We start from the raw sequence: 13,169 nt of genomic DNA on the forward strand, positions 1-13,169 counted from the left end.
GCAAGGGCAAGGGCAAGGGCAAGGGCAAGGGCAAGGGCAAGGGCAAGGGCAAGGGCAAGGGCAAGGGCAAGGGCAAGGGCAAGGGCAAGGGCAAGGGCCATAACTTAAGAACAGTGGCTCAGTAGTCCAAACCAACGTAATACTTTTGATACTAATCATCTGACTTATCCCACCGCTTGGCATAAACTAAACTATTCACCCTATACCCAAAAGCATTCGAGTTGCAGGTAGGCGGCAAGTGAGTGAATCCCGATAAGCTTACTTAGGTAAGTGATTCGGGCGAACGAACGCGGCCAACACCCCTGCAACGGATATATATCATCAGTAAGGATACCAATGAATAGCCTTGAACAGCGGGCAAAAGCCTTTGCTACACAGGTCCACCAAAATGCGAATCAACTGCGTAAATATACTAATGCGCCTTATATCGTTCATCCGGCTGCCGTCGCTGAACTGGTGCGTTCGGTTCCTCATTCGCCTGAGATGATTGCTGCCGCTTGGTTACACGATACGGTGGAGGATACGCAGGTTACGCTGGACGATATTGCTCAACGGTTTGGTACTGTCGTTGCCGGTTATGTAGAAATGCTGACTAAGATTAGTAAGGGCAGTGACGGGAACCGGGACGCAAAATTTAATATTGATTTACAGCATACCGCACAGGCTTGTCCTGAAGCGAAGACCATTAAGCTGGCTGATATTATTGATAATAGTCGTAATATTGCCGAGCTGGATCCTAAGTTTGCCGCAACTTATCTGATAGAAAAACAGCGACAGCTTTCGGTACTCTGGCAGGGTGATGGGTCACTGTATTTGATGGCTGAAGCCTGTATTCTAAAGGGTCTGGCAGATGCTGATATAGGTTAAATAAAAATTGAGTGAGTGCGGCTGCTTAATGACTGGACATTAGCAATCGGAACCCGATATAACATCGGGTTCCGATAGATACTACTTGGTGGTATTAACAATCAGCGGGCTATATTCCACCGGCACCCAGCGATAGCCTTTACCTTCAACACCGACATGTCCCAGTCCGGGGAATGGCAGGTGAGCGCCACCAATCCATAGCTTCTTCTTAGCAACGTCAGCAAACAGTTTCTTACGGGTTTCAATTGCCTGTTTACTATCAGTATCAAACTCCATCGCGACTTCCGGCTGAGAAAACTGGATCGAATGGCTATGAACGATATCTCCCCAGATCAACAGCTCTTGCCCTTTAGTACTGAAAAGATAAGAGGTGTGTCCCGGCGTATGGCCCGGCGTTGGAACCACTTCAACGCCGGCAATCAGCGTATCGCCCGGGCTATAAACTTTGAAACGACCGGCGGCCTGATAAGGTGCAACGGCATCTTGAGCCATTTGGAATAACCCTTTTGCCCCTTCAGGTGCTTTAGCTGCCATCTCCGGACTTAACCAGTAGTCGGCATCGGCTTTAGCGGCATAAACAACGGCATTAGGGAAAACCATTTTTCCCTGATCGTTAATACCACAGCTATGGTCTGCATGAAGATGAGTCAGTAAAACGGTATCGATTTGCTCTGGGGTATAACCGGCCGCACGAATATTATTTTGGATTCCACCAAGGGTTGGCCCAAAACATTTAGCCGCACCGGAGTCGACTAATATCAGATTAGCACCGGTATTAATCAGATAAGCATTTACCGCAGTTTGCACACCGTTGGTACTGTCGAGGAACATTTTATCTAACAGTACCTTGGCATCTTTCGCATCGATGCCTTTGATCACTTTTTTATCAATATTTACGTAACCATCATAGATCGCAGTGACTTCCATATCCCCTAGCTGCATCCGATAGTAGCCGGGAACCTGCTCTTTTTGCTGAGCCGGGGCGGCAGCTAAAGCAACCGTTGAGTGAATGGCGCCAAATATACCAGCCCCGGCGAGAGTCATAGCCAGTAAAGTACGACTAATATTTTTCTTCATACGATCTGATTCCTTTTGTCTGGTTGGTTAATACCGTAAACATTGTATTACTTAAGCAATCTGTACCACTCGACACCGCTGGCACAGCGGATAGCTGTCAATAAACGGTTTGATTAGCTGATGCATGGTATTGAAATTGCTACCGTAATAATAAAGTGCGGTTTCAGTCTCGCCGTCAAAATGGCTATGCATCATACCTTCTTGGCCGAGCAGCTTTGCTAACTGGTCGACAACGTGATTAATATCTGAGTTTTCATATACTTCATCCGGCAGGTCGGTGCCGTTAAGGTAAAGAGCCAAGCCTTCATGCTTACCGAAAAGAGTTACCTGATCACCGATGCGCAGCTTTGAGCCTTTTGGCGCTAAGGCTCTCTCTAAAAAGCTAATAATATGCTCAATGGCCTGTGGGCTGGTATCGGTGGCGATAATTTCGATATCGCATTCACTGACTTCGCCACCATCAGTCAGCAAAGAACCTCCGCCACAGATTTCTCCGATGCTATGAGCGCCTAAAACCTGCGCTAATGCGTCTTCCAGCTCGCCGCGGTGTATTGGTTGTAATCTGGCGTTGAGCGTGATGGTGACAGATTCTTGTGGCGCGCTTTGCTTGTCAGACATATCAGAGTCCTTCTGAATTAATGTGGCTTATTTTGTTGGCAAGACGTCAGTGAAAATTTGCCGTATTGCCATAAGAAATGGCAACACTCAGGCTATGATTAGTTAACTGACGCCAGTGAAATGGCATTGTGTAAGCAGATGAAAAAAACCGCAATCGGTTTGGTTGATTTTGTAAGAATAGAAAGCGATAAAAACAGAGAACGATCAAAATAAAAGGGTACTAAAACTAAACGAGGGGGAGTTATGCCGATTTGTCTTGTTGCCTACGTATCAGGAGTGGTTCAGGGCGTTGGTTTTCGCTATTCGACCCAACAGCAGGCTTTGGCGTTAGGAATTACGGGCTATGCCTATAATATGGATGATGGCAGCGTTGAGGTATTAGCCTGCGGTGAGCAACACCAGGTTGACCGGTTGGTGGAGTGGCTTAAACAAGGTCCGCGCTCAGCTCGGGTTGAGCGGGTACTGACTGAGCCCAGACCCTATAAAGCATACTCTGACTTTAAGATACGTTACTGATTCACTTCCCTTAACTCACTTATAGTCACAGCTTGGCATGATCGAGTAGACTAACGGCAGTTCTTTGGGCTGAGTGTCTATCGTTATGTCGGGATCTTCTATGTCGTCTTCATCTGTCTCTATTCAGGCTTTACATACCTTTGGTTTACCCGTGCGTGCCGAGCGGGTGATTTTCGCTGAATCTCCGCAACAGCTGGTTGACGCATGGCAGCAGGCAGAGAAAGGAGAACATCCGGTACTATTACTGGGTGAAGGCAGCAATATGCTGTTTTTAGAAGATTTTTCTGGCTGGATTATTTTGAACCGCATCAAAGGAATTAACGTCAGAGAGTCAGACGATGCCTGGCATTTACATATCGGTGCCGGAGAAAACTGGCATGAGCTGGTGCGCTATACCTTAGAGCATAACTTTAGCGGTCTGGAAAACTTGGCTTTGATTCCGGGCTGTGTCGGTTCTTCACCGATTCAGAATATCGGTGCTTATGGCGTTGAGTTGAAGGACGTGTGTGAATACGTTGATGTGCTGGATCTGGCGAGCGGTGATATTTCACGGATTGCCGCAGCAGATTGTCAGTTTGGCTATCGGGACAGTGTTTTTAAACACCAGTTTCGCGATGGTTATGCGATTGTCGCTGTAGGGCTGGTGCTGGATAAAGTGTGGAAGCCGGTGCTGAGCTATGGCGATCTGCGTCAGTTTGATAGCGCAACCGTTACCCCCAAACAGGTATTCGATTCTGTGTGCGCTATGCGCAGCAGCAAGTTACCCGACCCTAAAATAACCGGGAATGCGGGCAGCTTTTTTAAAAATCCTATAGTGAGTGCGCAGGTAGCGGCGCAGATCCTGGCTGAGTATCCAAACGCTCCTCATTACCCTCAGCCTGACGGGCAAGAAAAGCTGGCAGCAGGTTGGCTGATTGATATGTGTCAGCTAAAAGGGTACCGAATTGGCGGAGCTGCCGTTCATCAGCAGCAGGCGTTAGTCCTGATTAACTTAGATCATGCAACCTCTCTGGATGTGACAGCGCTAGCTGGTTACGTACGCCAACAGGTTGCTGAGCGGTTTAACGTTTGGCTGGAGCCGGAAGTTCGCTTTATTGGTCCGAGCGGTGAGCGTAATGCGGTTGAGGTTTTATCATGAAAAATATCGCGGTTCCTTTAAAGCTGGTTAACATCCTGTCCGACGGCGAATTTCACTCTGGTGAACAGCTGGGAACCGATCTTGGCATGAGCCGGGCGGCGATCAACAAATATATGCAGACTCTGCGCGACTGGGGGCTGGATGTTTTTACCGTTCCCGGTAAAGGCTATAGCTTACCGGCACCCATCCAGCTGTTGGATGAACAAGCTATCGCTGAGTTTTTACCTGAAGGCGGGGTCACGGTATTACCGGTGGTAGATTCCACTAATCAATATTTAATGGAACGCCTGGGGGAATTGCGCTCTGGTGATGCCTGCGTGGCGGAATATCAGCAGGCCGGGAGAGGCCGACGTGGCCGACAATGGTTCTCTCCGTTCGGTGCTAATTTGTATATGTCGATGTATTGGAAGCTGGATCAGGGGCCTGCGGCCGCTATCGGGCTGAGTCTGGTTATCGGCATTGTGATGGCAGAAGTTTTACATAAGCTGGGTGCAGCTGATGTTCGAGTTAAGTGGCCAAACGATTTGTACCTTAAAGATCGTAAACTAGCCGGTATTTTAGTCGAATTAACGGGAAAAACCGGTGATGCGGCGAATGTGGTCATTGGTGCCGGCATTAATCTGTCAATGCGAGAGCCTGATAGCAGCGTGGTTAATCAGCTGTGGTCTAACTTAAGCGACGGCGGCATAGCGATCGATCGTAATCAGCTGGTAGCCACGCTATTGTCTACTCTGCGTGAAACGCTACAGCAGTTTGAACAGCAGGGACTGGCGCCTTTTATCACCCGCTGGCGTAAGTTAGATAACTTTATTGACCGCCCGGTGAAGCTGCTTATTGGTGAAAACCAGATTCACGGTATCGCTCGGGGTATTGATAAACAAGGGGCTTTGCTACTGGAGCAGGATGGGGTGGTTAAGCCTTATATTGGTGGTGAAATTTCACTGCGTGCGGCGGATTGAATTGGCCTCAGCTAAGTATTCATGGATGAGAATTGAACAAGGGATATGTTATGAACAGTCAGCAATTTGAATTATTTGACGGTGATATTGGCGAAGTTAAATATCGTTTTAACGTACCGGGCTTATCGTTTACCGATTATTTGCGCGGCAGCGGTATTACGCTGAGGCCTTTACGTAAAAGGCGTTCAAAATATTTTCCCCTGTTGGTTGCCGTCATTGCATTAACGGTGATGTTTGGCTTACTTACGCTTGTAGGAGCCATGCTGACTCAGTTTGATATTACCCTGTATATGACTATCTTTCAGGGGGGCGATGAAACGGATGTTAACTTTCGTCATAGTTGGTGGGATATTGGCGTTATTATGCTATTTCTCTATGCCTTTTTTGTGGGGTATTTTGCGCTGTACTTACGTTTTTTTCGCCGCGGGCGGAGCTTTCAGCGAAAAGTTTATCGTAGTAACCGTTCGACCGAGACGGGATATTATCTGGAGTTAGGTGAACACGGGCTGAGAAGCAAGACTAATAACGGCGTCAGTTGCTTTAAGTGGGATAGCGTAACGGGCTTTACCACCCATAAGGGCATGTCTTTTATTTCGCTGTTTGCCGTTAGTTTTTTCTGGCTACCCGACGACTTTGACGGCTATGACCGTGATGCTGTTGCTGCTTTTATCACCGCTAAACTAACCAAGCCAGTCTGAGTTGTTAGTATGAAGAAGCCTGTAATTACGGCTTCTTCATCATTTTCCTCAGTTAATCCGCCTACTGATAGCTTTGACGTTGTGAACTTTCGCCGCGAATCATTTTCTCAACCGAACCTGTTCCACCGCATGATCAAGCCCCTTCTTCAAAATTAAGCTCGCCCGCTCACGGGTTGGGAGAATATTTTGAATCAGATTCTTGCCGTTGATCTCCTGCCAAATATTATTAGCAATGCTCAAGGCTTCTTCTTCGGTCAGCTTGGCATAGTTATGGAAGTAAGAGTCAGGATCTGAGAATGCCCCTTTGCGGAATTTAAGAAACCGATTTACATACCACTGATTTAATAATTTCTCTTCAGCATCGACATAAATAGAGAAATCAACAAAATCAGAAACGAATACCCGGTGGGGAGATTGTGGATAATCCATCCCACTTTGCAACACATTTAGCCCTTCCAAAATAAGAATATCAGGTTGTTGGATAACCTGAGTTTCTCCCGGCAAAATATCATAAGTTAAATGAGAATAAACCGGCGCTTCAACCCGAGGTTCGCCGGATTTTATTTCAGAAACAAAGCGAACCAGATTTTGAATATCGTATGATTGAGGAAAGCCTTTCTTGGTCATCAAATGGCGTTCTTGCAATACATTATTCGGGTGTAAAAAGCCGTCTGTAGTGACGAGATCAACCCGACGATCTTCAGACCAGCGGCTTAGTAAGGCCTGTAATACCCGGGCACTGGTACTTTTACCAACGGCTACGCTACCGGCTACGCCAATAATATAAGGAACTCGTTGATTCTTAAGACCGAGGAATTTTTCTAATACCGACTGGTTGCGTAAATTGCTGTCGATATAAAAATTGATCAGACGGGAGAGGGGCAGATAGATTTGTGAGACTTCATCTAAAGACAGATCTTCATTAATGCCTTTAAGGTTAATGATTTCCTGCTCAGTTAACGTCAGTGGTTCTGAATCCCGGAGGGCAGCCCACTGTTCTCGACTAAAATCAATGTAGGGGCTTAAAGCAAATAGTTGTTCTTTATTATTCATAAACCGTACTCTGTTTGTCAGCGCCATATTGTTGTTATTGGCTGACTAGGCAAATTAAGTAAGACGTAATGCAACATTATAGACACCTTAAGCCAAGTCACAGAAGTTTTTATCGCCTAAATGCGGATTTCTTTGATCTCTCTAAACACCAAACGGCGGTTTAAAGTTCAAAATAGCAGTAACAAGCGGTATTACACTCGGTCAGATAAGGAGTCATTGTGGGTCTTAATGGAATACAGCTCCGTATTAAGGGGAAAGTCCAAGGCGTTGGATTCCGTCCGTATGTTTGGCAACTGGCTCATGAGCTGAATCTGAAAGGCGATGTGTGTAATGACGCTGAGGGCGTTCTGGTTCGGGTACTTAACGTTGAAGAGCTTGAGTTTTTTATCTCACAGTTGCATGAACGATGCCCTCCGTTAGCCCGTATTGATAGCATCATCAGGCAGCCTTGTGAATGGCCGCAGCGTCCTGAGCATTTTATTATCCGCAGTAGTGGCGAAGGGCGGATGGATACGCAGGTCATTCCTGATGCAGCAACCTGTCCTGCCTGCCTGGCCGAGCTGTTTAATCCGCAGGATCGCCGCTATCACTATCCGTTTATTAACTGTACTCATTGCGGCCCCCGCTTTACGATTATCCACAAGATGCCCTATGACCGGCCAAATACGGCAATGGTTAATTTTCCACTTTGCCCTTCGTGCCTGTCTGAATATCGTTCACCTGCCGATCGGCGGTTTCATGCTCAGCCTAATGCCTGCCCGGATTGTGGTCCGCATATTTGGAGCTGCCAGACTGAAGGACTTGGTAGGAAAGGGGATGATGCCCTACAGCAGGCGGCACAACTTTTATTGGGCGGTGGCATACTGGCAATTAAAGGCTTGGGTGGATTTCACTTGGCTTGCGATGCCACTAACGCTGAGGCGGTTGAATTATTACGCCAGCGTAAACATCGACCAACTAAACCTCTGGCGGTGATGTTGCCTAATCTCGACTGGCTGAGCCGCTGTTGTTCACAGGATTCCCCTGCATTGCGACAACTGCTACAAAGCAGTCCTGCGCCGATTGCTCTGGCTGTTAAATCGTGTGATTCCCCGCTCTGTGACGGGATCGCTCCCGGTTTGAGTGAAGTGGGCGTGATGCTACCTTCTAACCCTCTTCAGCACTTATTGATGAAACTGGTAGGGCGACCGATAGTGATGACGTCAGGTAATTCATCAGGTAAACCGCCGGCATTAACCAATGAGCAAGCGCTGAATGATTTGCGCAATATTGCTGACCTTTGGTTGATGCATAATCGAGATATTATTCAACGAACTGATGACTCTCTGGTGCGCTATGTTGACGATAGCGCAGAGATGATGCGGCGTGCCCGAGGTTATGTACCTGATGCGTTAGAACTACCGCCGGGATTTAATCAAGTTTCACCGATACTGGCGATGGGGGCCGATCTTAAAAATACGTTTTGCCTGCTGAGAGGAAATAGCGCAGTGCTGAGCCAACATCTGGGGGATCTGGATGATTTAGATATTCAGCAACAGTATGAACAGTCATTGGTTCTGTTTCAGGATATCTATCGGTTTTCACCTTCAGCCATTGTTATCGATGCTCATCCCGGCTATGTCAGCCATCGGTATGGGCAGCAGCTGGCGGATAAACAGAATCTACCCTTAGTAGAGGTGTTACATCACCATGCTCATATTGCCTCTTGTATGGCGGAACACGGCTGGCCTATCGACGGCGGGCCGGTGATTGGCCTGGCGCTGGACGGCTTAGGCTATGGTGAAAATGGTCAGTTATGGGGGGGGGAATGTCTGCTGGTCGATTATCAACAGTGCCGGCATCTGGGGGGATTACCCGCAGTTGCAATGCCCGGTGGCGATCGGGCGTCGTCTGAGCCGTGGCGCAATTTATTGGCGCAATGGTTGAGGTTTGTCCCAGACTGGCAGCGTTATCCTCAGGCAACTGTTATTACTGAACGGAACTGGCAGCCGCTGGCGAAGGCGATAGACCGAGGAATAAACTCGCCTGAAGCCTCTTCCTGCGGTCGTCTATTTGATGCGGTTGCGGCGGCGTTATTCATTTCGCCGCAGGTGATTAGCTGGGAAGGTGAGGCCGCCTGTCGGCTGGAAGCGCTGGCCAGAGAGTCTCAGATATCGGATCATCCGGTGACTCTTCCGTTAAAAGGTCATCAACTGGATATGGCTGTTTTTTGGTCTCAATGGCTGGCGTATCAAGGGACTCCGGCTGATAAGGCTTATGCATTCCATGCTGCCTTAGCTCAGGGTTTTGCCGATATGGCTCTTATGTTTGCTCGTCAATATCAGCTGAATACCATTGTATTATCCGGTGGCGTGATGCATAACCGATTATTACGTGAGCTGTTAGTTGAAAAACTAAATGGTAGTAACCTGTTGTATCCTGAGCGGTTACCTATGGGCGACGGTGGATTAGCGCTGGGGCAGGCGGTTATTGCGGCAGCAAAAAATCCTTTTGTTCTGGTCGCAAATAACAACTCTTCTACGTGATGGGATATTTATTTATATGGTTGTCGAAGACATAAATAACACATCATAACCTTTGGTGAATATTGCATTTTGAATAATATTAATTGGATTTAATTTATATTGGCGCAATGAGTTGCCTTAATATTATATTCTATATTTAAGAATGAAAAATAATCGATTTAATGTGATGAAATGAATATTGTTGAGTAATAATACCGCTCAGTACAATAATTATTATAATATATTATTAACCATATTAAATGTCAGGGTTTATTAAGAGAATAAACCATAAAAAGTGTAATGTTAATGGCGTGGTTTATGGGTCTTTAATCTCAATTTCTTTTTATAATCGAAGGGGTTATTTATTTAACCTATTGTTTTTAATTGATTAAATTTATTTTTCCTATTATATCACTAAAATATTTCAATTTATTTGACGTTATAAAAAACCACGTCTAGCCTTAGTGTAAGAATAACCAATCAAAATGTCGTTGCCATTAGTTTGATAGGGTTAGTCATAAGCAACTTAGCATCGTTATTCAATGAATCTTATCTCCGAAGCATATTGGAACAGCTTTCAGGGGGAGGGGTTACTTGTCCCTAAAAACTGGAAATACATATTCCAGTATTAGGCCAATATAAATTGCTTATTTAAAGGCTATTAAGCCCGGAGGTTACATGAAAGACAAAACCTCGTTGTTATGGCGTTCATTTTATCTTACTGGAAATTCACTTTTAGTTTTGGCGGTATCTGCCTGTGGCGGCGGAGGCGGAGGCGGAGGCGGTGGTGGTGACAGCACCGGCGGTGGCAGCGGAAGTAATAACTCCGGAGGAGGTAACTCTAACGTTTCTACGCCATCAGGCCCGCTGAACCGGAATAATTATAATCAACACTTATTCATCACTCACTCGGCAGAAGCTCAACAGTCCGGGCTCACGGGGGCCGGCGTTATTATCGGCCTGATTGATAGCGGTGTATTGACCACCAATCTGGCATTAAGCGGCAAAGTAATAAACTCTCTGAGCTATGTTGACTCAACAACCAATAATGTCAATATCGGTGATGTTCGGGGCCATGGAACCATGGTGGCTGAAACGATTGCCGGGCAGCGAGTGGGTAATTTCTCCGGCGGCGTAGCACCGGGAGTTTCTATCGTCAGTGCCAGAATTATTAGCGATACGCCAACATCAGCGGGATCGCCTCGCTATTCACTGGCCAGGGTGAATATGGACGTCGCTAATAGCGGTGCCAAAATCATTAATAACTCATGGAGTCTGCCCGACTGGGATATTAACGATCGGGCGGTGACTAATAATTATGTCAACGCCTATCAGTATTTTATCTCTACCCATGGCGGCTTGGTGGTCTTTTCCAGTGGTAATGATTCAGCATCAACGCCGAACAAAATTGCCTCGTTGCCATCGGTTGCCGGTTCCTTATCGCTTGAAAAGGGTTGGTTAGTGGTGAGTGCTGTCAATACCTATAACCCAAACGAGCTGGCTTCTTATGCTAATGCATGCGGCATCAGTATGCGTTATTGCATGGTTGCTCCCGGCACTGTTTCAGTACTAAGCGATGATGGTGTTAATAACACCATGGTTTCCGGTACGTCATTTGCGGCACCGCAAGTGTCTGGCGCTGCCGCGCTTGTCTGGCAAGCCTTCCCCTATTTTTCTAATGATTTAGTTCGCCAAACGCTGTTAGGAACGGCCACCGATCTCGGTGCTCCGGGGGTTGATTCAACATTTGGTTATGGGTTATTGAATACCGCAGCGGCAATTCGCGGGCCGATGAAATTCGATTGGGGTGATGTTAGCGTCTCTTTTGATGGTTATTCTTCCACCTGGCGTAACCCTATCAGCGGGGCTGGCGGATTGATTAAACAGGGCTCAGGTACGTTGATTTTAGCCGAAGATGCCACTTATTCTGGGTTAACTCAGGTGCAGGGCGGTACTTTATCTTCCAATAATAGTCTGGCTTCAGCGGTCAACATAGGTACTCAGGGTACCTTAGACGTACGCCGCGTTGGTGGCCAAGTGAATAATCAGGGTAGTGTGGTGTTACGTAATGGTCAGACTGTTTTCAACCGTGACTATGTGCAAACCAAAGACGGTCAGCTTGATGTTGTGCTGGGGTCAACGCTACAGATTGCGGGAGCGGCCAATATTCAGGGCGGCAACTTAAACGTTCTGGCTATACCTCAGGGCTATATTACCGTCGCTAAACAAGATGTTCTGACTGCAAATCACGGAGTGACCGGTTCCTTCGATAAACTGACCCAGTCTGCCGGGGTATTTTTAGATGCTACTATCGGTCAAAGCAGCAATGATGTGTGGTTGAACGTTAATCGAATTAATACCTCTAGCGTGAAAGGCGTGGAATACACTGCTGCCGCAACGGCCGGCGCTAATCGGGTCGAAAAGGCCTTTACTCAGCTTGACCAGCAGGCGGCTAATTCCCCGACGGCTTCAGCAAATAGCGCTCAGTCTGATTTCTTAAATGCGGCAGCCAGCTTACAGCAGTCACCAACTGCGCAGGCAGCTAAAGCATCACTGGAAAGCTTGTCAGGTCAAATGCCTGCGGCCAGTACGGCTATGACCTATCAGGCGATAAATGTGAATAACCGTCAGGTTTCTAACCATATTGCTCAACTGCTGGATTCGCCTAAAACGAATGAGTGGAGCAATAACATTAATTACCAAAGCAGTATGACCAGCGGCGGCTATTCCGGCCTGGGTTACAATATGAACGGCTGGGTGATGGGACAGGATGTGTTTTTGGATCGTAATACCTTTATTGGTAGCACGCTGAGCCGTAGTTCGACATCAGGCTCACTGCGCGGTGGTTCCGAACAAAGTAACGGTACTATTACGGAAGGTTCGTTATACGGCGGTAAGATCTTTGATGCTTACTATGTCACCGGTCGTATTGGTTCCGGTTATTATGACGGGCAGCAAAAACGTAATGTACAGCTGGGTAATCAATCATTCCGCGCTGACAGCGATCAGGGTGGTAGCTACTTCACCGCAGGTAGTGAAATAGGTTATCGGATTAAGAACGACGGTTGGCAGTTCACACCCTATGTTGATACTCAATATATCAGTCTGAAACAGGATGCATTTACCGAAAGCGGAGCCTCGGGTTTTGGCTTAAAAGCCAATGACCAAACGACGACGCGTTGGCAGGCTGGTGTCGGAGCCCGTACCGGTTACGGTTGGGATGTCGGCCACAAGCAAAAGTTGGTGTTAACAGCTTCGACTCACTATCAGCACGCTATTGCTCAGGATGACGGTAGCTACAACGCCAGCTTTACCGGGGTTAATCAATATATGCCGTTAGACGGTATTGCTTTATCCCACGACGTTGTGATGATCGGTAGCGGACTGGAATGGATGTTCTCTGAAGCGCTGTCGATGAATATGAATTATGAGCAATACTTTAGTGATAACCAGCAATCCAGTTCGTTAAATATGAATGTGTCAGTTAGATTTTAATAGATAGATTTTGTGCCTGATATTAAGCGCCTCAGAAGAGGCGCTTTTTTTATTGATACAGTGGCGTAGTTGTATCGTTTAACGCTGAGCCCAGCGTCCTTGGTCCGTTATCTCGTTGCGCGATGCGAATGTTTGCTTCGCCTACGGCTACGCGTTCCGTTTTTCAACGGGATGACGACCCTACTGCAAGGGCAAGGGCAAGGGCAAGGGCAAGGGCAAGGGCAAGGGCAAGGGCAAGGGCAAG

10 protein-coding genes are annotated in these 13,169 nt (G+C 47.1%); 7 read left to right on the forward strand and 3 right to left on the reverse strand.

Going from position 1 to position 13,169, the window contains the following annotated elements; translation table 11 throughout:
- The first annotated feature begins 336 nt into the window (after nt 1-336).
- Entirely contained in the window at nt 337-867 is a 531-nt protein-coding gene (locus tag YWE_RS27905; protein WP_051323448.1) for an HD domain-containing protein, read from the forward strand.
- 81 nt (nt 868-948) lie between these two features.
- Here YWE_RS27905 and YWE_RS0119415 read toward each other — a convergent pair whose 3' ends face one another.
- Both YWE_RS0119415 and YWE_RS0119420 read right to left on the reverse strand, forming a co-directional pair.
- Nucleotides 949-1,944 carry an MBL fold metallo-hydrolase gene (locus tag YWE_RS0119415; RefSeq protein ID WP_029096021.1) on the reverse strand — a complete coding sequence of 332 codons (996 nt, stop codon included), beginning with the start codon at nt 1,942-1,944 and terminating at the stop codon, nt 949-951.
- Nucleotides 1,945-1,995: 51 nt separating this feature from the next.
- On the reverse strand, nt 1,996-2,562 hold the full coding sequence (locus YWE_RS0119420) for a hypothetical protein (protein ID WP_029096022.1): 567 nt from the start codon (nt 2,560-2,562) through the stop codon (nt 1,996-1,998).
- Nucleotides 2,563-2,805: 243 nt separating this feature from the next.
- Between YWE_RS0119420 and yccX the strand changes: the two genes are divergently transcribed.
- From yccX to YWE_RS0119440, 4 genes are all read left to right on the forward strand, one after another.
- Nucleotides 2,806-3,078, forward strand: coding sequence for an acylphosphatase (gene yccX, locus YWE_RS0119425; RefSeq protein WP_029096023.1), 273 nt, complete (start codon nt 2,806-2,808; stop codon nt 3,076-3,078).
- Between the two features lie 100 nt (nt 3,079-3,178).
- Nucleotides 3,179-4,216: a UDP-N-acetylmuramate dehydrogenase gene (gene murB, locus YWE_RS0119430; protein ID WP_029096024.1), complete on the forward strand. Its 1,038-nt coding sequence runs from the start codon at nt 3,179-3,181 to the stop codon at nt 4,214-4,216.
- Nucleotides 4,213-5,175 carry a bifunctional biotin--[acetyl-CoA-carboxylase] ligase/biotin operon repressor BirA gene (gene birA, locus YWE_RS0119435; RefSeq protein WP_029096025.1) on the forward strand — a complete coding sequence of 321 codons (963 nt, stop codon included), beginning with the start codon at nt 4,213-4,215 and terminating at the stop codon, nt 5,173-5,175. Before murB ends, birA begins: the two co-directional genes overlap by 4 nt.
- Nucleotides 5,176-5,225: 50 nt before the next feature.
- The gene (locus YWE_RS0119440; RefSeq protein ID WP_029096026.1) at nt 5,226-5,873 is read left to right on the forward strand and encodes a YcxB family protein; all 648 of its coding nucleotides are present in this window, start codon (nt 5,226-5,228) and stop codon (nt 5,871-5,873) included.
- A 99-nt stretch (nt 5,874-5,972) separates the two neighbouring features.
- Here YWE_RS0119440 and coaA read toward each other — a convergent pair whose 3' ends face one another.
- Entirely contained in the window at nt 5,973-6,926 is a 954-nt protein-coding gene (gene coaA, locus YWE_RS0119445; protein WP_029096027.1) for a type I pantothenate kinase, read from the reverse strand.
- Between the two features lie 218 nt (nt 6,927-7,144).
- Here coaA and hypF point away from each other — a divergent pair, with 218 nt between their 5' ends.
- Entirely contained in the window at nt 7,145-9,451 is a 2,307-nt protein-coding gene (gene hypF, locus YWE_RS27910) for a carbamoyltransferase HypF (protein WP_051323449.1), read from the forward strand.
- A 657-nt stretch (nt 9,452-10,108) separates the two neighbouring features.
- Nucleotides 10,109-12,925, forward strand: coding sequence for an autotransporter serine protease (locus YWE_RS0119455; protein ID WP_071605903.1), 2,817 nt, complete (start codon nt 10,109-10,111; stop codon nt 12,923-12,925).
- Nucleotides 12,926-13,169: the final 244 nt, after the last annotated feature.

The sequence above is a fragment of the Budvicia aquatica DSM 5075 = ATCC 35567 genome (assembly GCF_000427805.1).
GTDB lineage: Bacteria > Pseudomonadota > Gammaproteobacteria > Enterobacterales > Enterobacteriaceae > Budvicia > Budvicia aquatica.

What these genes read in the sequence shown, in the direction of transcription:
- murB (WP_029096024.1), top strand. Translation starts at nt 3,179, where the DNA reads ATGTCGTCTTCATCTGTCTCTATTCAGGCTTTACATACCTTTGGTTTA.
- YWE_RS27905 (WP_051323448.1), top strand. Translation starts at nt 337, where the DNA reads ATGAATAGCCTTGAACAGCGGGCAAAAGCCTTTGCTACACAGGTCCAC.
- YWE_RS0119440 (WP_029096026.1), top strand. Translation starts at nt 5,226, where the DNA reads ATGAACAGTCAGCAATTTGAATTATTTGACGGTGATATTGGCGAAGTT.
- YWE_RS0119420 (WP_029096022.1), bottom strand. Translation starts at nt 2,562, where the DNA reads ATGTCTGACAAGCAAAGCGCGCCACAAGAATCTGTCACCATCACGCTC.
- YWE_RS0119455 (WP_071605903.1), top strand. Translation starts at nt 10,109, where the DNA reads ATGAAAGACAAAACCTCGTTGTTATGGCGTTCATTTTATCTTACTGGA.
- YWE_RS0119415 (WP_029096021.1), bottom strand. Translation starts at nt 1,944, where the DNA reads ATGAAGAAAAATATTAGTCGTACTTTACTGGCTATGACTCTCGCCGGG.
- coaA (WP_029096027.1), bottom strand. Translation starts at nt 6,926, where the DNA reads ATGAATAATAAAGAACAACTATTTGCTTTAAGCCCCTACATTGATTTT.
- yccX (WP_029096023.1), top strand. Translation starts at nt 2,806, where the DNA reads ATGCCGATTTGTCTTGTTGCCTACGTATCAGGAGTGGTTCAGGGCGTT.
- birA (WP_029096025.1), top strand. Translation starts at nt 4,213, where the DNA reads ATGAAAAATATCGCGGTTCCTTTAAAGCTGGTTAACATCCTGTCCGAC.